Genomic DNA, 21,693 nt, shown 5'->3' on the forward strand with positions numbered 1-21,693 from the left:
CACGCTAGGCTAGGAACGTCGGTCATATCCTAGGCTATGCAAACATCGGAGACTTCACCCTCGGTTGCCCCTTCTGACTCTGCGCCCTTGCCCTGCTCCGATGGCTTCGATGCCCTGCATCCCCCCAGTTCTGACCTGATTAATGCCTGCGTCCACTGCGGCTTTTGCCTCACCACCTGCCCTAGCTATCGGGTGATTGGCAAGGAGATGGACTCCCCCCGAGGCCGCATTTATCTGATGGACGCCATCAACCAGGGAGAAGCGCCCCTGTCTCCAGCTTCGGTGGAGCATTTTGATTCCTGCCTCGGTTGCTTGGCCTGCACCACGGCCTGTCCCTCTGGCGTCCAGTACGACCAACTGATTGCCGCCGTGCGTCCCCAGGTGCAGCGCAATCATTCCCGCACTCTGCCCGAAACCCTGATCCGCACGCTGATCTTTAACCTCTTTCCCTATCCCAATCGGTTGCGGTTGACGGCGGGGCCGCTGTATTTGTATCAAAAGCTGGGCCTGTCCAAGCTGGTGCAGCAAACGGGACTGCTGCCCAAACTATCCCCCAACCTGGCGGCGATGGAATCCCTGTTGCCTCCGGTGACGGCAGAGAGCTTTCGGGATAGCCTGCCGGAGGTAGTTCCCGCGATGGGAGAGAAGCGCTACCGGGTTGGGATGGTGCTGGGCTGTGTGCAGCGGGTCTTTTTCTCCGACGTCAATGCCGCGACGGCGCGGGTGCTGAGTGCCAACGGCTGTGAGGTGGTGATCCCCCGCGCCCAGGGCTGTTGTGCCGCCTTGCCCGCCCACCAAGGCGAGTCTTCCCAGGCCGAAGCCCTCGCTCGCCAGATGATCGACGTGTTTGAAGCGGCCCAGGTGGATTACGTGGTGATCAACGCCGCTGGCTGTGGCCACACCCTCAAGGAATACGGCCACATTTTGCAGGATGACCCCGTCTACCGAGATCGTGCCCAAGCCTTTTCGGCCCAGGTGCGCGATGTGAATGAATTTCTGGCAGAAATCGGCCTCACTGCTCCCCTGTATCCCCTTACCGAAGGTGAGCTACCCATCGTATTCCAGGATGCCTGCCACCTGATCCACGGCCAGAAAATTAGCCTTCAGCCCCGCCAACTGTTGCGCCAAATTCCCGGCGTTACTCTGCGGGAACCCGTGGATGCCGCCCTCTGCTGCGGTAGTGCTGGGGTTTACAATATGCTGCAACCCCAGGTCGCTGAGGAACTGGGCCAGATGAAGGTCACAAATCTGGTTAACACCGGAGCCCAGCTCATCGCATCACCGAATCCGGGTTGCTCGCTGCAAATTCAGAAGCACCTCGCCCAGCAAGGTCATCCCTTGCCCCTTGTCCATCCCATCGAATTGCTAGATGCCTCCATTCAGAACCGCCCCCTGAGCGACCTCATTGTTGCTGAACGCGGCGGTTAATCTCAAATTGATTCCTAGCTCATCCCCAGGAATCCCTACCCTAGGCAGAACGCTGGGTGCAGAGGTTCCCAGGACGGGAGGTGAACCGAGGGCTGAAGAGCCGCCAGCGTCATCCTCCACACCGCTCTCTAAACCGCACGAAAAACCGCTAATTGGCGGGTGCCGTTGTCACATTGTTATTTCGACGGGCTTCTTGAATTTCCTGCGTCAGCACGTTCAGCGCCTCTGAAAACTGCGGATCCTCCGCCGTGCCAATGAGATCCCGCTCTGAGGCTAGCCGTTCGCGCTGCTCCTCCGTTAGTTCCACCGGGATATCGGGTTCAATGCCGTGTCGGTTGATGTCTCGGCCACTGGGGGTAAGATATTTAGCCACCGTTACAGCTACCCCAGAGCCGTCAGCTAAGCTGCGTACCGACTGCACGAGACCCTTACCAAAGGTGCGTGTGCCCACCAAGACCGCCCGCTGGTTGTCCTGTAGGGCTCCAGAGAGGATTTCACTGGCGCTGGCTGAGCCGCCATCCACAATGACCACGAGGGGCCGGGTCGTCAGGGCACGATTGCTGGCCACCTCTTCATCGACCACGCCTTGACGATTGACGGTGGAGACGATGGTGCCTTCATTGAGCCACATTTGGGCAATGTCAATGCTGGCGTAGAGCAGTCCGCCGGGGTTAGACCGGAGATCTAGAATGTATCCTGTGACGTTTTGGGCTTCTAGGTCACGAATGGCTTCGCTCATTTCGCTGGCGGCATTAGCGCTGAACTGAGTTAGGCGGATATAGCCCACTGGCCCCTCTGGCCCTGGCTGAACGCTATGGCGAACCGGGTGAATTTCGATGCGCGCGCGAATAATCGGCACTTCCAGCGTTTCTTCTCCGCGCCGGATGGTGAGCACGACCTCGGAGTTGACTGGCCCCCGAATGCGGCTGACGGCATCATTCAGCTCCATACCCTCGGTGGATTCGCCGTCAATTTGTAGGATCACATCCTGGGAGCGAATCCCGGCCTCAAAGGCTGGGGTATCTTCGATGGGCGCAACCACCACAATTTCCTTACTTTCCTCGTCCTGGGAGATTTGAATCCCTACCCCAGTAAGCTCACCGGAGGTGTCAATCTGCATATTGCGAAACTCTTCAGGATCCATGAAGCGGGTGTAGGGATCCTCAAGCTGTTCCAGCATTTCCCGCACGGCGGCGTAGGCTTCTTCTTGGCTGCTATACTCGCGCCCTAGAAATTCCGTGCGAACGGCTTCCCAATCCACCTGATTAAAGGTGGCATCGACGTAGTTACGGTTAATTAGCTGCCATACTTCGTCAATCAGTTCCTTGGGGCTCTCTTGGAAGAAGGCTTTGCTTTGAGACAGATGAATGCCTGCCCCCGTTACAGTGACAGCAGCTACGGCCAGAGCAGTTGCACCTAACATCAGTCCTCGCTTTGCGATAGTCATGGGAAGTGATTTTGCAGCTAATTACGCCCAATCTAGCACAGACTATCAAGTTGGGAGGGGCAGGCAGACAGAGAAGAATCTGTCCTTAACAATGGGCCGCAGGCCATGGCCAAAGACTATGACCAGGCCAGACATCCTAGATGCTGAGAGGATGCTCAGCATCTAGGAATCGGCCTCATCCAATGATGACGTCCATGCTTGGGCTACGGATCAACCCAGCGACCGTCAGCCTTAATCAGGTTGATCAGTTCTTCCACCCCTTGGTCTTCGGGCACTTTTTTGATTTCGTCGCGGCCTCGGTAGAGGGAGATGTAGCCCGGAGTTTTGCCCACGTAGCCATAGTCGGCGTCGGCCATTTCACCGGGGCCGTTGACGATGCAGCCCATCACCGCAATATCCAGACCAGTCAGGTGTTTGGTGGCCTCACGGACTTTATGGAGTACTTCTTCCAAATTAAACAGGGTGCGCCCGCAGGAGGGACAGGCGACGTATTCCACCATGGTTTTGCGGAGACCCAACGCCTGCAAAATGCTGTAGCAGACGGGGATTTCTTTCTCTGGCGCTTCGGTGAGGGAGACGCGGATGGTGTCGCCAATACCCTCGGCTAGCAGGGTGGCAATGCCAGCGGTGGATTTGATCCGGCCATACTCACCGTCCCCGGCTTCGGTGACGCCCAGGTGCAGGGGGTAGTCCATGTCGAGGTCATCCATGCGCTTGGCCATCAGGCGATAGGCAGCCAGCATGACGGGCACCCGCGAGGCTTTCATGGAGATCACCAGGTTGCGGAAATCTAGGGATTCGCAGATGTGGAGAAATTCTAGGGCCGATTCCACCATGCCTTCGGGGGTGTCGCCGTAGGTGAACAGCATCCGCTCGGCGAGGGAGCCGTGGTTGACGCCGATGCGCATGGATTTGCCCTGGTCGCGGAGGGATTCCACCAGGGGCTTGAGGGTGTCGCGGATTTTGTGGCCGATGTCGTCGAATTCTTCTTGGGTATATCCGGTGCGGTCGGCCTGGGGTTTTTCAAAGACGTAGAGGCCGGGATTGATGCGGACTTTATCGACGTGCTTGGCCACTTCCAGGGCGATTTTCATGCCGTTGTGGTGAACGTCGGCCACCAGGGGCACGGGCTGGTAGGTGTCTTCGAGAATTTTGCGAATGTCGGCCAGGGCTTTAGCGTGGGCCATGCTGGGCACCGTGACGCGCACAATTTCGCAGCCAATCTCGTGCAGGCGGCGGATGGCGGCGGCGGAACCCTGAATATCCAAGGTGTCTTCGTTAATCATGGACTGCACCACCACGGGATGGCCCCCGCCAATGGTGACGCTGCCCACGGGCACCGGACGGGTCTTGCGACGGTGGATGGTGGTATCGAAGGGGTCAAAGGCAGGATGGGTCGAAGCCTGGGAGACAGGATTGGGAAGGGTTTGCATAGCCTTTGCTCTAGGGTTGCCGGAGGGTTGCCGATAGAAGATACCAAGTTAGCCGAATCGCCCTATGGGATGACCGCTAACCGAGGAAACACGCCATTATTCACATTCCAGAGTGCCACAGAATGGCCCCTTTAAAGCCTAGATTGCGTCGATGGTAGGGATTGATGGGCGGCGAGGCATTTATCTACCCTGCCTTTTTGCGATGCTCTGCCCTCAGTAGACTTCATCGTGGGTGCCAACGTCCAACAAAAGAATCACTTCATCCTGAGTGTTGGGGTCTGTTTCAATCGAAGATACAATGCGGCAATCGTATCCACAGGAACACGCTCTAAGCCCCAACAGTTCGCCTTTTAACGAATGAGTCGCTAACGTTGATGCAAAGACGTCTTCCTCCATCTGCTGGAGGGTAGCTTCAACTCGTTTCTGGAGCTTGGCATCACGGGCGACGAACTTGCGATAAGCACGCTTAAACCTAGGCGTGAGTACCAATAGCCTCATGGGTCTTCTCAGAGAGGCGTTGCAATTCGGCAATGATAGCTGCCGCTGACTGAGGGTGTAGCTCACCTGCATGGAAGGCTGCTATGGATGCCCTTGCCTCTCCAGCAATTTCCCTTCGACGGGATTCAATGAGGCGGTTGTGAATGATTTCAACCAGCATGGCTTGTTGATCTGGGGTCAGTTGACTGACGGTGTTGAGTGCGTCTTCAAGGGATGTAGCCATGGCAATCAGAGGGTAATCCGGTCAGTAGCTCAATTCTATGGCGTCCGCCCCATGCCCTGCTACCCGCAAATCCTAGGGGCGTTTGTCGGGCTAGGCCAATCCACCAAACACTTCGCATCCTCCAGCGAGTTGGGTTGCGTTCACGTCTCTGACCCTACATCCCCGATGAACGCACTACACATTATGGAAACTGGCCTAGCTCAGGCGGGCGGTGTATTCTAGCAAAAGGCGCTGGTTGGTGATGGCGTAGGGCTGGACGGCGATAGCTTGGCGAAAGGCTTGGATCGCTTGGGGATATTGCCCCAGGGCCGCATGGCACAGCCCCAACCCGTGTAACGCCCCAAAGTGGTAGGGAACCAGCTCGATCACCCGTTGACAGTCAGCAATGGCTTCCAGGTAGCGGTCTTGCATATAGTAGAGGACGGCCCGACGGTTCCAGGCTTCGGCAAAGTCGGGGAGGTCGGCGATGATCTGAGACAGCAGGGCCTCGGCATCGGTGAGGTAGCCTTTGTCCATCAGGGCTTGGCTGTGCTGGAGATTGCGAAAGCCCTGGGCACCCTTTTGGTTGAACCACAGTTGCCAAAGCTGCTCGGTGGCGGTTTCCCGGTGCTGGGGGTCAGCGGCCTTCAGCGCATCCAGCAAGCGGTCAACAATGGGGGAATCCATGGCGTCGTGCCTATCACATCACTAGGCCTCTTATCGTACCCAGGAGCACCATCAATGCACCAGGTCTCGCCGATTGAAAGCGAATTTAAATATTTAAGTAACAAAACATAAAGCCTTGTGCTGAGAGTGTGAGTCTAGATTCTGAAGTGGGCAGACTACAAATGGGTAGGGTTATAGACCTTACCTGTGGCCCGCTGACTTGGCCTCATCCTAAGCCAACGGGCGTACCCGTGGGCGCATCGCCGTCCGTATCGATTTCACTGAACACACTTCACTGTTTAAGGGTTCAAACCATGGCTGTTGAAAAAGTAAACTCTTCCTCTAGCTTGGCCGAAGTTGTTGACCGCATCCTGGACAAAGGGATTGTGGTTGATGCGTGGGTTCGCGTTTCTCTGGTGGGCATTGAACTGCTGGCCATTGAAGCCCGTGTCGTGATCGCCTCCGTTGATACCTACCTCAAGTACGCTGAAGCCGTTGGCCTCACCGCCCAGGCTGCTGTCCCCGCTGCATAGGTTAGTCGTTCTGCGACCTAACCCGTCCCATCAGGCAACAGGGTACTCGGTACATCAAAAACACCTTGGCCCTCACCCTAAATCCCTCTCCCAATTTGGGAGAGGGACTTTGAAGGACGTTCCGGCCCCCCTTCCCATGGGGGAGAGGGGCTGGGGGTGAGGGCAACCTATCCCTGCTTGCTGATTTCTGCCGTGAGGGGACAGAAATTTGTTGTCTTCTCAGGCGTCGGCTCCCTCAACCCCACCGGGTTGCCGAGGTCTGTTTTTGAATGTTTATCTCAAGGGAGAGCAGTCCTGTGGCAGCACTTTATGAACAATGGCAAAACGCTCGCACCCTCCGTCAGCAGGAGGTGGCCGAGCGACGGGAGCAGGTGCAGGTCGAGTTAGAGGCTTGGCAAGATGACCGCCTCACCCAGGCCACGGAACTGCACCAGCACCTCTCGGATATGGCCGAAGCCCTGCGGATCGAGACCGCCGAGTGGCTGAACCAAACCACCGAAGACCGATTGGCCCAAATTCCGCCGCTCCGCCAAGCCCTCCAGCGCTACACCGAGGAGCTTCAGGCCGAAACCCAAGCCCTCTTGGCTGACCATCAGGCAGATCGCGAACTGAGTGCGGCCATTACTCGGCAAAAATTAGCCCAGGATCGCCAAGACCTGAGCGACACCGTGGATGAACTGCGTCTGGATATTGCCCAGGATTTGCGCCAGATTCAGCAGGAAGTAGAGACCATCCAAAAGCAAACGGCGGTGGATCTGGCGGGCTATCGTCAAGATCAGGCCATGATGCGAGCCGAACTGCTGCCGGAACTGGCGGATTACGTGGCCAACCTCAAGGCCGACGTGAGCCAAACCCTCGATGAGATTACCGTGGAGCGCCAGATTGCCGAAATTGAGCAACAGGAAAAGCGCCAGCAAGATCGCCAAGCTCTCACCGAGCGGGTGGAGGCCATGTTTGAGGAACTGGCCGGGTTTCGTCAACACCTCGCCGAACAACGTGCTGCCGTAACCGAACAAGTGTGGGGCACCGGAGCGGTGCGCTACTCTCCCCCCAAGGTGCAGCAAGCCGCCCCTAGGGTAACGCCCAAGCCTGCACCCAAACCCGCCCCTAAACCTACGGCCACCGCCCGACCCGCCGCCGTGACCCGTCCTACCCGTCCCGTGGCCCCAGCCCGTCCGGTGGCAACGCCTAAAGCCGCACAACCCACCATGACAAAAGCCGCTGTTCCCAGTCCGGCCCCCAGTCCGGCTCCTGTCGCGTCTGTGACCGCGCCCCAGGCCATTCCCCAACCCGTACCCCAGGCGGAACCCGTCGCCACGGTGATGCCCCCGGTTGAGGCCGCTGTGGCTGTGGTCGATGCTCCTGTGGCCGTGGCCGCGCCCCCCGTGGCCAAAGCCGATTCGCCTACCCTAGAAGAGGTGGTCTACAACTATCTGCACCTGGCCAATGGTGCCCGCATTAGCGAAATTGAAACCGAGCTTGGCATTACCCGATTCCAGGCCGTCGATGCCCTCCATGCCTTGATTCAAAAAGGTTTGATCGTTAAACAAGACCGCACCTATCTCGCGAAAGAGGAAGCGCTTCTGTGAACACCGTCCTACAAGCCCGCCCCCGGAACTTTGTTTCGACCCCCACCCTAGAACGAACCGCCTTTCGCACCCTGCGCTACCTCAAGTCGGGGTATTCCGTTCACCTCAAAGGGCCAGCCGGAACGGGCAAAACCACCCTGGCCCTGCACCTGGCCGATCTCCTCGGTCGGCCCATCATGCTGCTGTTTGGCGATGATGAGTTCAAAACCTCCGACCTGATCGGCAGTCAGTCGGGCTATACCCGCAAAAAGGTGGTGGATAACTACATCCACAGCGTCATGAAGGTGGAGGACGAACTGCGCCACAACTGGATTGACTCGCGCCTGACCCTGGCCTGCCGGGAGGGCTTCACTCTGGTCTACGACGAATTTAACCGTTCGCGCCCAGAGGTGAACAACGTCCTGCTGTCGGCCCTGGAGGAAAAGCTGCTGGTGCTGCCCCCCACCCAAAACCGCTCGGAATATATCCGGGTGAGCCCCCATTTTCGGGCCATTTTCACCTCCAACCCAGAGGAATACTGCGGCGTCCACGGCACCCAGGATGCCCTCCAGGATCGGCTGATTACCATCAACATGCCAGAGCCCGACGAACTGGCCCAGCAGCAAATTTTGACCCAAAAGGTGGGCCTCGACCCCATCGCGGCGACGCAAATTGTGCGTATCGTCAGGATGTTCCAGGCCGATGCCGCCCCGGATATGGTCTCCAGCCTGCGGCCCAGCTTGATGATCGCCACCATCTGCAACGATCACGGCATCATCCCCCTGGCGGAAAATCCCGACTTTCGGGATGTGTGCAGCGATATTCTGCTGACCCGCTCCAAGCACCCCCTCCCCGAAGCTACCCGCCGCCTGTGGGAATTATTCAACCAGTTTGTGGCCTCCCAAGTGGGCGTAGCGGAACAGTTGCAGGGTGGTCAGGCCCAGCGAATCGTCCGCCTCCACGGCGAAGACGACAGCGAGGATGTGCCTCCCGTCGATAATGCCGCCATCGAGGAGCCCCCTGTTCTTGAGGAGCCCCCTGTTGAAGACCCCGTTCTAGAAACGCCTGTCCTAGAAGAGACTCCTGTCGAAGAACCCGTTCTAGAAGAACCTGCCGTGGAAGAGGCTATCCTGGAAGAGCCTGTTCTGGAAGAGCCCATCCAAGAAGCACTGACCCAAGACGAACCTGTTTTGGAGGAGCCTGTCCTAGAAGCGCCTGTTCTAGAAGAACCCGTTCTAGAAACAGCGGCACCCGTCCTAGAGGAAGCGGTTATCGAACCTGAACCCGCAACGGAAGAAGTAGTGGCGGTTGAGGCCGTTGCCCCTCCCCTCGAAGCCGTTCAGGAAATCCCTGCTTTTGAGGAAACGGTGGCTGGATCGGCTGTCCTTGAAGAACCTGCCCCTGAAGAATTGGCGGCTGAAGAACTGGCGGTTGAAGAACCTGCGGCTGAAACCTCTGATCTGACGGAACCCGTGGGTATGGAAATCCCGATCACGGAAGTCGCTCTAGAGGAACCCGCACTAGAGGAGGCCGTCCTAGAGGAAACCACCCTAGAGGAAGATGAGCCTATCGCCGCAGAAGCCACCTTAGAGGACGCGGTGATTGAAGAATTGGCTGTTTTCGAGTCGTCGATTCTCCAGGAAGAAGTGTTTTGGGATGAGTCTTCCCAGGAAGCGGTCTTTTTAGAGGACGAACCGTTCCTAGAGGAAGCCAGCCAAGAGCAGCCTGTTTTTGAAGAGCAGCCTTTCCCGGAGGATGAACCCCAAGAAAATCTGACCTTCACCGAAGCCGCGTTTCTAGAGGAACCCGCCCCCGCCGACGCGGATTTGATTCCACAAAGCCTTGACGAAGGAATGGGTGAGACCATCGCCGCCGATGACGCCTCTGCGTCCTTCGCTACCGGGGAGACCGTGGTTGATACGATTTCTTTAGCCACCCAAGAAACCTTCGTTGCGGCTCCTGTCGTCACCGTCGCGGCGGCTGAACCCGAAGCCTTTGCTCCGGTGATGGTGGATAGTCCGGCGAATGGGAACGGGTTGGCCAATGGGAATGGTGCGGCAACGCAACCCTCACCCCCAACCGAGAGCCCGATTGAAGAGCGGATTTTCAACTTTTTGGATACTGTAGGGTCAGCCTCCTTTTCTCGCATTGAAACCGACCTGGGCCTAACCCGGTTCCAGGTGGTGAATGCCCTCAAGTCCTTGCTGGATCAAGGGCTAATTGAGAAAGGGGCAGATGGTCAACGGCCATCGGTCTACCAAATTCGCGCTGAATATCAGGAACTTCTGTGACTACCCCTGCCCCTCGTCCCCAAGCTGCCCGCATCACCACCGCTACCCAAAGCTCGTCCCTGGTGGATGTGCTAGAGCGGGTGCTCGATAAGGGCATTGTCATCGCAGGCGATATCTCCATCTCCGTGGGGTCTACGGAACTGCTGAGCATCCGCATTCGCCTGCTGATTTCTTCGGTGGATAAGGCCCGCGAAATCGGCATCAACTGGTGGGAGACCGACCCCTACCTCAGCAGCCGCGCCCAGGAATTAATGCAGACTAATCAGCAACTTTTAGATCGCATTGAAGGACTAGAGCGCGAACTGCGATCCTTGCGCTCCGCCGAGCCGTCCACCCCTTCGCCCAACGAGGGGCCAACCAACTAGATCCTATTAACCACGTAAAGCCTGATCTAAGTCAGCCATCAAGTCTTGGGGATGCTCCAGGCCAATGGAAAGGCGCAGCAAATTGACGGGCGTCTGGCTACCCGGTGCCTCGATGGAAGCCCGGTGTTCTAAGGTGCTGTGGGGGCCACCAAAACTTGTGGCGCGGACAAAAAGCTGGGTCTTGGCTGTCACAGCAAGGGCCGCTGCCTGTCCTCCGCTTACCAAAATAGACAGCACCCCGCCATAGCCGCCTGTCATTTGTCGCTGGGCAATGCTGTGACCGGGATGATCTGCTAGTCCCGGATAGAGCACCCGATCAATAGCGGGGTGATTGGCTAGCCATTGGGCCAAAGTTAAAGCTGACTGGCTTTGGGCCTGCACCCGGAGCGCTAGGGTAGACAGCCCGCGCAGGGTCAGCCAGCAGTCGAAGGGAGAGGGAATTGCACCGCCCACCCCTTGGATTAGCCGCAGTTGGTCGAACAGTGGATTAGGATCCTTGGTAATCACAGCGCCACCAATGACATCGCTATGGCCTGCCAAATATTTAGTCGTGGCGTGGATGACGAAGTCTGCGCCATGCTCTAAGGGCTGTTGCAGGACTGGGGACGGAATCGTGCTGTCGCAAGCGAGATAGGCGTTTGCCTGATGGGCTAGGTCGGCCACGGCCTGAATATCCGTCACAGCCAATTGGGGGTTGGACGGTGTTTCTACCAAAATGAGGCGGGTATTGGCCTGGATAGCTGCCGCCACCGCTGCCAGATCTGTCGTATCTACCAAGGTGTATTGCAATCCCCAAGGAGCCAGGATTTTGGCCAAAATTTCTTGAATGCCAAAGTAGACATTTTGGGGAGCCACCACGTGATCCCCAGCCCTAAGCGCTTGCAGCAGCGTAAAGGTAGCGGCTGACCCCGACCCAAACACGGCGGCATCACATCCCAACTCTAGTTTTGCCAAAGCTGTTTCCAACATCTGACGGTTAGGATTGCCACTGCGCCCGTAGACATACCCATGGGGGTAGGAGCCATCTACCCCTCGCTCGAAGGTAGTGGAGAGGTGGATGGGGGATACTAACGCTCCCGTAGCGGGGTCAATCGCCCTGCCGCTATGAACAAGCTCTGTCTCAAAATGCATAGTTGACCTACAAATCAATATACGAAAAAGCCCTGTCTCTATGGCAGGGCTTTCAATCTATCGCTGACTAGCTTAGAGCCAAGTCAACCTAGAAGCGGAAGGTGGTACGGATGACACCCCAGAGACCACGGCTATCAATACCAGCGATGTTAGCATCGCCAGCGATCAGCGCGGGGGTAACGGTCAGGAACTGGTTGAAGGGAATTTCGTAGTAACCTTCAATGATCCAGGGATTGGAGGTACCGATCACTTGAGGCAGTTGACCACCGTAAACACCCAGCTGAGACCCTTCGAGGAAGAGGTCGTTCAGCCCAGCGCCAGCCGTCCAGCTGAAGTCATCGCCACCGTTGAAGTCTTGCCAAGCGGCATGGCCACCCACGAAGAAGCGACCGAAGTCGAAGCTAACCAGACCAGCGTAGGTATTGGTGTAGCCAACGTTTCCACCAACAAACTGAGAGGACAGGTTGTTCCGCATGTAGGTCAGAGCCGCGTTGAAGGGGCCTTCGGGGACGAAGTTCAACTGGGCAATGATGCTTTGGCTACCGGAGTTAAACACGCCGATGGCGGGGTTATTGGAGGCAGGGCCAGAGCTATAGCCCAAATCCAGGACAACGCTATCGGTGAAGGCAATGTTGACGCCTGCACCAGGACCAGCAGCAGAGCTACCGCCAAAGTCGTAGAATTGAGGACCACTAGCATCGGCAACACCGGGGCCATCGAAGGGAACGATGGTGCTCGTCACCCAATCATCACCAGACAAACCACGCGCGGCTAGGGTCACGTCTACCCGGTTGCCGAGGGGGAAGCTGTAGAAGAAGTCGTCAACGGTGACATCGTAGTTGCCATCACCACCACTGTTAGCCAGACCTTGGAATCCAGCCAGGGCGTTGTTGCCAGCGCCGCTTTGCAGACGAATCCGCAGACGGTCGTTTCCGGTGAAGCTAGAGTCAAAGTTCAGGCGAGCCCGACCTTCAAAGCTGAAGCTGTCTTCCACACCAGGGGCATTCACGCTGTTGAAGGGCGCGATGATGGTGCCATCGGCTTGACCGCGCAGTTTGGTGGTGGTGGAGAACTGCTGGGCACGGAGGGTAGCGGTTTCAGCTTCCAGAGCATCCACGCGACCGCGCAGGGTAGCCAGTTCAGCTTGGAATTCTTCTTGCAGACGACGGATAGCCGCCAGTTCTTCGGGAGGAATGCCGGACTGGGAAATCAGCACCGCCATCACATCCAAACAGGCGTTCAGACCAGCGGCAAACTCGAAACGAGTCAGGCTGCGGTTGCCTTGGAAGGTGCGGTTGGGGTAGCCCTGAATACAGCCGTAGTTTTCGACCAAGCTTTGCAGCGCTTGGAAGGCCCAGTCGGAGGGGGACACATCGGTCAGTTCAGAGACGCTGGTGATTTGAGCCAGTTGGACGGGCTCGGCACTGAAGTTGACGTTCATGCTGGGGGCCGACTCAGCCGCCACAGCAACGCTAGACACGGCAAATGCTGCACCCGCAGCAGGAGCGGCTAGCAAAGCTTTCCAAAGTAGTTTAGACATTCGGTTATCTCTCCTCACACCTTTCAAGAAGGCTATAGTTTCAGTTATCCAGGGAACAGGCCGTTTTTTCGCTGGCGAACTATTGTGATAAACAGCATCGAGTCGGCCAGAAGGCCAAAGCGACGTATTGATCACGTCTAATCTAACAGATATCCCTCACCGCGACTAGATCAAAATCTACTTCTTGGTGAGACATACGCCTGAGACGTGCTGTTTTTGGAGAAGTTCCCGGTTCTGGGAGGACTTAGGCTAAATTCCTGAAAAATTGGGGAGATCGAGGTTTTTGAGATTCCCTTGGCTTTCGACAAAGCCAGGGGAATCTTCGTGGGAAGGGGCTAGAGTCTAGCCCTAACCCCTCCAGCCATGGGACGAGGGATTCCTCAACCTAGAAGCGGAAGGTGGTGCGGATAACGCCCCACAGCCCCCGGTCGTCTCCAGCCGCTACGGGGTTTGCATCCCCATAGATGATGGCGGGGGTAATGGTCAGGAATTGGCTGACGGGAAGTTGGTAGTAGCCTTCCACCAGCCAGGGGTTGCCAGTGTAGCCGCGCATTTGAGGCAGTTGACCACCGTACACGCCAAGTTGGGATCCTTCGATGAAGAGATCGTTGAAGCCGCCACCAGCGGTCCAGTTAAAGTCGTCTCCACCCTGGAAGTCTTGGAAGGCCCCATGGCCACCCACAAAGAAGCTGCCAAAGTCGAAGCTGACCAGCCCTGCGTAGGTGTTGGTTTTACCCCCTGGTGCCCCGATGCCCGTGTTGTCGAGGGCAAAGGTGGAAGAACGGTTGTTCATCATGTAGACCAACGCGGCGTTGAAGGGGCCTTCGGGAATGAAGTTCAACTGAGCAATGATGCTTTGGGGGGTGCGAGAGTCAAAGACACCAACGGCAGGACTTCCGGCGTTACCGTAGGCCGAGCTGTAGCCCAAATCCAGCACAATGCTATCGGTGAAGGAAATGTTGACGCCACCACCCACGGCGTTGGAGGTGATGCCGCCCCGGTCATAAAATTGGGGGCCGCTGGCATCGGCGACGGCGGGGCCATCGTAGGGAACGATGGTGCTCGTCACCCAGTCATTACCCTGCATCCCACGAGCAGCTAGGGTAGCGGTGATGCGGTTGGTGACAGGGAAGCGGTAGAAGAAGTCATCAACGATAACGTCAAAGGAGGTTCCGGTGACGGTGCCGCTGGAGTTGGCCAATCCACCGAAGGCGGGGTTGAGGGCGCTGTTGCCGCTGGATGACTGGAGGCGGATCCGCAGGCGATCCTGCCCGGTGAAGCTGGAGTCAAAGTTCAGGCGAGCCCGACCTTCAAAGCTGAAGCTGTCTTGCACGCTCGGAACTTCCATGCTGTCGAAGGGCACGATGAGTTGACCATCGGCCTGCCCCCGCAGTTTGGTGGTGGTGGAGAACTGCTGGGCACGGAGGGTAGCGGTTTCAGCTTCCAGGGCATCCACACGACCGCGCAGGGTAGCCAGTTCAGCTTGGAATTCTTCTTGCAGACGACGGATGGCCGCCAGTTCTTCGGGAGGAATGCCGGACTGGGAAATCAGCACCGCCATCACATCCAAACAGGCGTTCAGACCAGCGGCAAACTCGAAACGAGTCAGGCTGCGGTTGCCTTGGAAGGTGCGGTTGGGGTAGCCCTGAATACAGCCGTAGTTTTCGACCAAGCTTTGCAGCGCTTGGAAGGCCCAGTCGGAGGGGGACACATCGGTCAGTTCAGAGACGCTGGTGATTTGAGCCAGTTGGATGGGCTCAGCCTGAACGCTTAGGTTCAGGTTAGGGGCAGTCTCAGCGGCAACGGCAACGCTAGACACAGCGAAAGCAGCACCCGCAGCGGGAGCAGCTAGCAAAGCTTTCCACAGAAGTTTAGACATTCGGTTATCTCTCCTCACACCCTCAGAGTTGAAGGTTGGTTGAATGGATTTTCGGGGCTAGACGGGGACAATGTCCCAGGACGTCTTGCTCCTACACACAACGGCTACAGAGCCTATACTCCGTAGCCGATGGCATCCTATCAAGTTTTGGAGGAGAGTAACCTCAAAGACAGATTAATCTTTGTCTATTCTGAGGTTAAAAATCCCTATCGTTGCCGCCCTAGAGAGACAGGTCGGGGGGTAGAACCACCTGATCGATAGCGTGGATGATGCCGTTGCTGGCCATGATATCCGTCATGATCACCTGGGCGTTGTTGACCATCACTGTTCCGGTGGCTTCGTCTACCACTAGGGTGAGGGGTGCGCCAGCAGCGGTGGGGACTTCCCCAGTGGTCACTTCAGCGGCGGGTACTTCCAGGGGCAGAACGTGGTAGCTCAGCACCTGGCGCAGGGCATCCTGGTTCTCCGGTTGCAGCAGGGCTTCTAGGGCACCCTCTGGCAGTGCCTCGAAGGCGGCATTGGTGGGGGCAAACACAGTGATGGGGGTGCTGCTGGCCAGGGTTTCGGTGAGTTCAGCCGCTTCAATGGCCTGCACCAGGATGGTGAAATCGTCTTCGCTAGCGGCAATATCGACCACGGTGTTTCCGGCAGTCGCGCCATAATCTGAGCCCTCCGCTGCCATGGGTGCCTCATCAGAGACGGTGGCGTCGGTGGTCATATCCGCCGACGAACCGCAGGCCGCCATCAGGCTCAGCGCCCCAACGCCAATTACCCCAATGGTCAGACGCTTGAGACTGGAGAAGGAAAGAGTAGTCATGATGGCAAGAATCCTCGTTGCGTTGTGTTTAGTAAAGGAGCAAACTAGGTGCCGACTAGGCCGCAATAGCACGGTTTTCGTCGGTGGCTGGATGGTTGATTACCAGCACTGTTCAGCAGCGTAGCGAATTCGCTCTCAGTGCTTCCTCTGTCTAAAGGCAGACCTCTCCCTAGCCTTCTGGCAGACTTTCAAAGCGCCCAATGGCCCTAGCTCTTGCGGTGAAATGGCCATGGGCTGGGAATCGAAAAGGGCTAACGTGATCCCGGAGAGGGGCATGGAGGCTGTGTCCCGGCGGCTTAAAATAGGGGCTAACTCCACAAGCTTTACCTGGTCTCTAATGCCATGACTGTGACCTCTGCCCCTAGTCTTACCTCGGCCCTGGTTAACCAAGTGCTGGCCATCAAACCCCTGTGGGCGGTGGCCAAGGGTCGCGCCCGCGCCATGATGGTGAAACGGGCAGCGGCCATTGGCGTGTCCTGGGAAGGAAGGGTGGCCGAATTGCGGACTCGCCAGGAAGGTGTATCGGGATCCGTAGACCTCTCGCCCCAGTGGCAGGCGGATTTGGAGGCCATCCAAAACCCCACCCTGCAATATCCTGACTACTACACCACCAGTTTTCATGCCTACGACGAAGGCAACCTCGGCTGGCAACCTGCGATGGAAGTGGAAGTGGCCGCCATGGCTGTCCATGCCAAGCTGTGGCCGGGGGCTGGAGCCAGCGGCGATGCCCAACTTCGCCAGAGCTACCACAATGTGTTGACGGCTCAGTTATCCCAAGTTCCCCAGTCCATTGTGGATTTAGGCTGCGGTGTGGGCATGAGCACCGAAACCCTGCAAGCCCTCTATCCCCAGGCCAACGTCATCGGGGTGGATCTGTCTCCCTACTTTTTGGCCGTGGCCCAATATCGCCAGCAGGAACGCCAGGAAGCTCAGCCCCCTGCGATCACCTGGCACCATGCCGCCGCTGAGGATACGGGACTCCCCGCTGCTTCCTACGACCTGGTTTCCGCCTGTTTGATGTTCCACGAATTACCCCAAACCGCTGCCCGCGCCATTGTGCAAGAGGCCCATCGGCTGCTGAAACCCGGTGGCCATTTCGCCATCATGGATATGAACCCGCAGTCCGAGGTGTACAAGAAAATGCCCGCCTTCGTGCTCACGCTGCTGAAAAGCACCGAGCCCTACCTCGATGAATACTTTGCCCTAGACATGGCCGCCGAGTTTGAGTCCGCTGGCTTCGAGCCGCCCAGCATGACCCAAAACAGCGCTCGTCACCGGGTGATGGTGGGCTGCAAACCGCTGTAAATCCATCGGCGAATCCGTCGGCCAGCCACAGACTGCGAAGTTTTGTAACACAATAGAAGGGTACCGACGACGCAGTGTGGACTACCATGACGGCCACTTCCATTCCCTCGGATATCTTGCGTGAACCCATGCCCCAGGGCTTGCCTGCGGGTGGCCCCGACCCCAACCGCTTTGACGTGGCCGAGGCGTGGTATCCGGTGGCCTACGTGGAGGACTTGGACAAGGCCCTTCCCACTCGCTTTACCCTGCTGGATCGAGGGCTGGTGATTTGGTGGGATCCCAAAGCGGCCACCTGGCACGTTTTTGAGGACAAGTGCCCCCACCGCCTCGCACCTCTGTCGGAGGGTCGGGTGAATGAAGCCGGACTGTTGGAATGCCCCTATCACGGCTGGGCCTTTGCGGGGGATGGTACCTGCGAACACATCCCCCAGCAGCCTGCGGACACCCAGTCTCAGATTTCCTCACGGGCCTGCGCCCTGGCCCTTCCGGCGACGGTGCGGCAGGGATTGCTGTTTGTCTATCCCGGCAAGGCGGAAAACGCGCCCCAGGTGGAAGTGCCCATCATCGGCCCGGTGGAGGAAGAGCCCGACGGCTGGGTGATGCTCAACACCTTTCGCGACTTGCCCTACGACGCCCTGACGCTGCTCGAAAACGTCCTCGACGCCAGCCACATCCCCTACACCCACCACAAAACCGTGGGCAACCGGGAGAACGCCGCGCCGATGGAAATGGAAGTCGTGGAATCCTCGAAGCAGGGGTTCCGGGGGCTTTGGCCCGAAGGCCCGCGCAAGGGCAAACTGGGCACCCAGCACACCACCTTTGTGGCACCGGGGCTGATGTACCACGACCTCACCTCCCAGCAATTTGGCCGCACCCTCACCGTGGTCTATGCCACCCCCATCCGCAAGGGCGAATGTCGGTTGTTTGCACGGTTTCCCTTCAAGTTTTCCTCTAAATTGCCGGGGTTCTTCATCAAACTCACCCCGCGCTGGTTTAGCCACATTGGCAACAACGGCGTGCTAGAGGACGACCAAATTTTTCTGCACATCCAAGAACGTGAGCTGGAAAAAGCCGGGGCCAAACCCTACGCCCAAGCCTGCTACCTGCCCACCCAGGCGGATCGCTACGTGCTGGCCTACCGCAAGTGGCTAAGCGATTTCCAAGCCGATCCCTTCCCTGGTCAACCCCTGCCGCCAGAGCAGACCAAAGCAGCGCTGCTGGATCGCTACTCTTCTCACACCCAGCACTGCGGCAGTTGTCGGGTGGCGCTGAAGCGGATTCAAACCATCCGCACCGGATTGCTAATCGGCAGCGCGGGCACTTGGTCGATGATTCCCCTCACCGTGGCCCTGGCGGGACATTTACCCGTTTGGGGCGGTGCCCTATTGACCGGACTTCCCCTGATCGCCGGAGCTCTGTGGCTGTGGTTGGGGCGTTTAGAACGCCAGTTTTCTGAAGGTCGTGCCCTGCCGCCCCGGAACTTGAGCTAGGGCCAGCCCTACAGCTTGTAGCCAATTTGGCGCAGAAACCCTTGACGAGCCTGGATATCCGCTGGCCCTTCCACGCCCTTGGGGGAGAAGCCGTCAATCACGCCCAAAATGCCCCGCCCCTGGGCCGATTCCGCCACGATTACTTCTAGCGGATTGGCGGTGGCGCAGTAGATTTGGCACACCTCCGGGCATTGTTTAATGGCGTTGAGGAAGTTGATGGGGAAGGCGTCCCGCAGCAGAATGATAAAACTGTGGCCCGCGCCAATGGCCTGGGCATTTTGGACGGCAGCGGCAAGGAGATCATCGTCATTGCCTGCGGTGCGAATTAGACAGGGGCCAGAGGCTTCGCAAAAGGCGATGCCAAACTTCACCTGGGCCGAGGTGCCCACCATGATTTCGTAGAGATCCTCAATGGTTTTGATGAAGTGGGTTTGCCCCAAAATGACGTTGCTGCCCTCCGGCAGAGTCACCGTAACGGTCTTCAATTCCATGATTTCTCCTTGGCTAGCACCTGGCCTTAATCCTGCTTTGCAAGATACCCCAGACCAGTCCAAACCATCGGCAAAACGTCAGAAATCTTGAGTTTTACAGGCTTGAGGATCGCCATCTGGATTGAAGGTTACAGGCCAGCTTCTTCGATCTGGGCCAGCACCCGTTCTCGAAATTCGGGGTCGCTATTGGCCAAGCCCAGCAGTTCCCAGTAGGCTTGCAGCGTCAGGTCGTGGGACTGAATCAGGGCGACGGCCTCCGCCTGAATTTCCTGCTGCATTTGGCGAGATTCCGTATCGGTTTCGGCGCTTTGCAGGCTGGCCTCCCGCGATTCAATCAGCTTTACCACCTCTAAATAGGCATTAACAAAACGGCTCACCGTTTCCGAGGGCACCGCACTGGCGTCGGGCTGGGTTTTGGTCGGGGTGGCTAGGCTGGACTCTTCCAACACTGCTGTCCCTGTTTCCGCCGTTGCCCATCCCGGCCATGCCGTTAAGCTTAGGGGCAACGTCAAGGCCAGCGCCAAGACCAGCGCCATCAGCCAACGCCAGAACTGGCAAAGTCCAACCCCAACCCCAACCCCTGAGGGGCTACCGGGGATCACAGGTCTGAGAGGGCTGATCGTCCTCATCAACACCGTGGATCGTGATCCCCGCTGGTTTCGCGCTAGATTCGCCTGCGTAGACCAATTCCGCCCATGGCCTACAGGACGGAAATAACGACGTATAGTGGTAAGAGAGGTAAGCATAAATACGTATTTTAGGAGCAGAGTGCCATGGCGAGCGACGATGCATCTTCCGTAGCTGGGCAGACTAGTCTCTCGGATCGAGAGTTGCAAATCGTGGAGCTGGTGGCCGCTGGGCTGACCAACCAAGAGATTTCGGAAAAGCTCGAAATTAGCAAGCGCACTGTGGATAACCACATCAGCAATATTTTGACCAAAACCGCCACGGGCAACCGTGTAGAGCTGTTCCGCTGGGCCTTGCAGTCGGGCAAGGTGTGTGTGGATGAGGTGAACTGCTGCGTCCTGCCCGAATGGCCCACTAGCGACGCCAAAGCCTAGCCCAGTTAAGCACTACGGCACCCATGGTTTCAGGGATGGTCATGTCCATGACGGCCAAGATTTCCCTGCCAAAAGCGGAATTCCACGGGGTATGATGATCCTTCTGCCATGCCGATTTGAGCTGCCCTATGGAGTCGATTCAATCCCTGCCCGGAACGGAAGACATTTTGCCCCTGCCCCAGCGGGTGGGCCAAGACCTGAAGGTGGCCGACATCCACACCTGGCAATGGGTGGAGGCGACGGCGCGGGAGTTGTTCCAGCGGGCGGTGTACCAAGAAATTCGCACCCCCACCTTCGAGCAAACCGCCCTGTTTGAGCGCGGCATCGGCGAAGCCACCGACGTGGTGGGCAAGGAAATGTACACCTTTTTGGACAAGGGGGATCGCTCCTGCACCCTGCGTCCCGAAGGTACAGCCGGGGTGGTGCGGGCCTACATTCAGCACAGCCTCCAGGCCCAGGGCGGGGTACAACGGCTATGGTATTGCGGCCCCATGTTCCGCTACGAACGACCCCAAAAAGGTCGTCAGCGCCAGTTTCACCAAATTGGCGTGGAGGTGTTGGGCAGCGCCGACCCCAGGGCCGATGTGGAGGTGATTCTCCTCGCCACCGACCTGCTGCAACGGCTGGGCCTAAAAAATCTCACCTTTAACCTCAATTCCGTCGGCGACCGGGACGACCGCCAACGCTACCGGGAAGCCCTGGTCAACTACCTCACCCCCTTCAAGGCCGACCTGGATGCCGATTCTCAGGATCGCCTCAGCCGCAATCCCCTACGCATCCTCGACAGCAAGGACGAAAAAACCCAGGCCATCGCCGCCGATGCTCCCAGCATTTTGGACTACCTGGGCGAAAACTCCAAACGCCACTTTGACCGGGTGCTGGCCCAACTCAGCGACCTCGGCATTGAGTTTGTGCTAAATCCTCGCCTGGTGCGCGGCCTGGATTACTACACCCACACCGCCTTTGAAATTCAGTCCAGCGACCTCGGTGCCCAGGCCACGGTCTGCGGCGGCGGTCGCTACGACGGCCTAGTGCAGGAACTGGGTGGCCCCGTCACCCCGGCGGTGGGTTGGGCCATTGGTCTAGAACGCCTCACTCTGCTGCTGGCCCAACTGCAAACCGTCTCCGCCCCCAGCCCCGACCTCTACGTGGTCTCCCGTGGGGAAACCGCCGAAGCCAACGCCCTCAAACTGGCCCAAGCCCTACGCAATCATGGCCTAGCGGTGGATCTCGACCTCAGTGGTTCCGCCTTTGGCAAACAGTTCAAACGGGCCGACCGCAGCGGTGCCGCCGCCTGCCTCATCCTCGGCGATGACGAAGCCGCCCAGGGCACGGTGCAGATCAAGTGGCTGAAATCTGGCGAACAAAGCAGCCTTGCTCAGGCCGATCTGCTGGCCGATGTAGATACGCTGCGTCAACAACTCAAGGCAACGGTAGCTCTCTAGGCGCTACGTTCGACCGCTGAGAACTCGGCTGAAATATTCGACCTCTAAGCATTCGCCCCTTAAATCGAGGCGGCGGTTGCTGACAGAATTCGCCCTGGGCTTC

At 57.9% G+C, this 21,693-nt stretch carries 19 protein-coding genes; 9 read left to right on the plus strand and 10 right to left on the minus strand.

The genetic code is table 11. The features are described 5' to 3' along the window. Nucleotides 1–36 precede the first annotated feature (36 nt). Nucleotides 37–1,428, plus strand: a complete 1,392-nt coding sequence (locus tag GFS31_RS14770) for a (Fe-S)-binding protein (protein ID WP_198805567.1) — start codon at nucleotides 37–39, stop codon at nucleotides 1,426–1,428. Nucleotides 1,429–1,576: 148 nt separating this feature from the next. Here the strand turns inward: GFS31_RS14770 and ctpC are convergent, their stop codons facing one another. The 4 genes from ctpC to GFS31_RS14790 form a co-directional block, all read right to left on the minus strand. Further along, nucleotides 1,577–2,875, minus strand: a complete 1,299-nt coding sequence (gene ctpC, locus GFS31_RS14775; protein WP_198805568.1) for a carboxyl-terminal processing protease CtpC — start codon at nucleotides 2,873–2,875, stop codon at nucleotides 1,577–1,579. A gap of 203 nt (nucleotides 2,876–3,078) precedes the next feature. After that, on the minus strand, nucleotides 3,079–4,308 hold the full coding sequence (gene ispG, locus GFS31_RS14780; protein WP_198805569.1) for a (E)-4-hydroxy-3-methylbut-2-enyl-diphosphate synthase: 1,230 nt from the start codon (nucleotides 4,306–4,308) through the stop codon (nucleotides 3,079–3,081). 472 nt (nucleotides 4,309–4,780) lie between these two features. After that, nucleotides 4,781–5,029 carry a hypothetical protein gene (locus GFS31_RS14785; RefSeq protein WP_198805570.1) on the minus strand — a complete coding sequence of 83 codons (249 nt, stop codon included), beginning with the start codon at nucleotides 5,027–5,029 and terminating at the stop codon, nucleotides 4,781–4,783. 195 nt (nucleotides 5,030–5,224) lie between these two features. Further along, nucleotides 5,225–5,695, minus strand: a complete 471-nt coding sequence (locus tag GFS31_RS14790) for a tetratricopeptide repeat protein (protein ID WP_198805571.1) — start codon at nucleotides 5,693–5,695, stop codon at nucleotides 5,225–5,227. Between the two features lie 293 nt (nucleotides 5,696–5,988). Between GFS31_RS14790 and gvpA the strand changes: the two genes are divergently transcribed. The 4 genes from gvpA (at nucleotide 5,989) to GFS31_RS14810 (ending at nucleotide 10,431) form a co-directional block, all read left to right on the plus strand. Then, on the plus strand, nucleotides 5,989–6,207 hold the full coding sequence (gene gvpA, locus GFS31_RS14795) for a gas vesicle structural protein GvpA (protein ID WP_017300094.1): 219 nt from the start codon (nucleotides 5,989–5,991) through the stop codon (nucleotides 6,205–6,207). A 296-nt stretch (nucleotides 6,208–6,503) separates the two neighbouring features. After that, a complete protein-coding gene (locus GFS31_RS14800) occupies nucleotides 6,504–7,796 on the plus strand; it encodes a hypothetical protein (protein ID WP_198805572.1) in 1,293 nt (430 codons plus the stop codon). Next, nucleotides 7,793–10,066, plus strand: coding sequence for a gas vesicle protein GvpN (gene gvpN / locus GFS31_RS21590; protein WP_198805573.1), 2,274 nt, complete (start codon nucleotides 7,793–7,795; stop codon nucleotides 10,064–10,066). The genes GFS31_RS14800 and gvpN overlap by 4 nt, the downstream gene beginning before the upstream one ends. Next, the gene (locus GFS31_RS14810; RefSeq protein ID WP_198805574.1) at nucleotides 10,063–10,431 is read left to right on the plus strand and encodes a gas vesicle protein; all 369 of its coding nucleotides are present in this window, start codon (nucleotides 10,063–10,065) and stop codon (nucleotides 10,429–10,431) included. The genes gvpN and GFS31_RS14810 overlap by 4 nt, the downstream gene beginning before the upstream one ends. A 6-nt stretch (nucleotides 10,432–10,437) precedes the next feature. Here the strand turns inward: GFS31_RS14810 and GFS31_RS14815 are convergent, their stop codons facing one another. The 4 genes from GFS31_RS14815 to GFS31_RS14830 all read right to left on the minus strand — a co-directional run bounded on the left by GFS31_RS14815 (nucleotide 10,438) and on the right by GFS31_RS14830 (nucleotide 15,798). After that, entirely contained in the window at nucleotides 10,438–11,562 is a 1,125-nt protein-coding gene (locus GFS31_RS14815) for a trans-sulfuration enzyme family protein (RefSeq protein ID WP_198805575.1), read from the minus strand. An 88-nt stretch (nucleotides 11,563–11,650) separates the two neighbouring features. Further along, nucleotides 11,651–13,102 (minus strand): iron uptake porin, encoded by a 1,452-nt coding sequence (locus GFS31_RS14820; protein WP_198805576.1) that lies wholly within the window; start codon nucleotides 13,100–13,102, stop codon nucleotides 11,651–11,653. Between the two features lie 385 nt (nucleotides 13,103–13,487). Continuing rightward, entirely contained in the window at nucleotides 13,488–14,981 is a 1,494-nt protein-coding gene (locus GFS31_RS14825; RefSeq protein ID WP_198805577.1) for an iron uptake porin, read from the minus strand. A 220-nt stretch (nucleotides 14,982–15,201) separates the two neighbouring features. Next, nucleotides 15,202–15,798: a fasciclin domain-containing protein gene (locus GFS31_RS14830; protein WP_198805578.1), complete on the minus strand. Its 597-nt coding sequence runs from the start codon at nucleotides 15,796–15,798 to the stop codon at nucleotides 15,202–15,204. A 342-nt stretch (nucleotides 15,799–16,140) separates the two neighbouring features. Here GFS31_RS14830 and GFS31_RS14835 point away from each other — a divergent pair, with 342 nt between their 5' ends. Further along, a complete protein-coding gene (locus tag GFS31_RS14835) occupies nucleotides 16,141–17,103 on the plus strand; it encodes a class I SAM-dependent methyltransferase (protein ID WP_198805579.1) in 963 nt (320 codons plus the stop codon). Between the two features lie 86 nt (nucleotides 17,104–17,189). After that, the gene (locus GFS31_RS14840) at nucleotides 17,190–18,593 is read left to right on the plus strand and encodes a Rieske 2Fe-2S domain-containing protein (protein WP_198805580.1); all 1,404 of its coding nucleotides are present in this window, start codon (nucleotides 17,190–17,192) and stop codon (nucleotides 18,591–18,593) included. A gap of 8 nt (nucleotides 18,594–18,601) precedes the next feature. Here GFS31_RS14840 and GFS31_RS14845 read toward each other — a convergent pair whose 3' ends face one another. Together GFS31_RS14845 and GFS31_RS14850 are read right to left on the minus strand one after the other, a co-directional pair. Further along, the gene (locus tag GFS31_RS14845) at nucleotides 18,602–19,084 is read right to left on the minus strand and encodes an adenosine-specific kinase (RefSeq protein ID WP_198805581.1); all 483 of its coding nucleotides are present in this window, start codon (nucleotides 19,082–19,084) and stop codon (nucleotides 18,602–18,604) included. Between the two features lie 128 nt (nucleotides 19,085–19,212). Then, the gene (locus GFS31_RS14850; protein ID WP_198805582.1) at nucleotides 19,213–19,620 is read right to left on the minus strand and encodes a DUF4168 domain-containing protein; all 408 of its coding nucleotides are present in this window, start codon (nucleotides 19,618–19,620) and stop codon (nucleotides 19,213–19,215) included. 237 nt (nucleotides 19,621–19,857) lie between these two features. Between GFS31_RS14850 and GFS31_RS14855 the strand changes: the two genes are divergently transcribed. Both GFS31_RS14855 and hisS read left to right on the plus strand, forming a co-directional pair. Continuing rightward, nucleotides 19,858–20,145, plus strand: coding sequence for a helix-turn-helix domain-containing protein (locus GFS31_RS14855; RefSeq protein ID WP_198805583.1), 288 nt, complete (start codon nucleotides 19,858–19,860; stop codon nucleotides 20,143–20,145). A gap of 128 nt (nucleotides 20,146–20,273) precedes the next feature. Then, the gene (gene hisS / locus GFS31_RS14860) at nucleotides 20,274–21,590 is read left to right on the plus strand and encodes a histidine--tRNA ligase (protein ID WP_198805584.1); all 1,317 of its coding nucleotides are present in this window, start codon (nucleotides 20,274–20,276) and stop codon (nucleotides 21,588–21,590) included. The last annotated feature ends 103 nt before the right edge of the window (nucleotides 21,591–21,693 follow it).

The sequence above is a fragment of the Leptolyngbya sp. BL0902 genome (assembly GCF_016403105.1).
Classification (GTDB): Bacteria; Cyanobacteriota; Cyanobacteriia; order Phormidesmidales; family Phormidesmidaceae; genus Nodosilinea.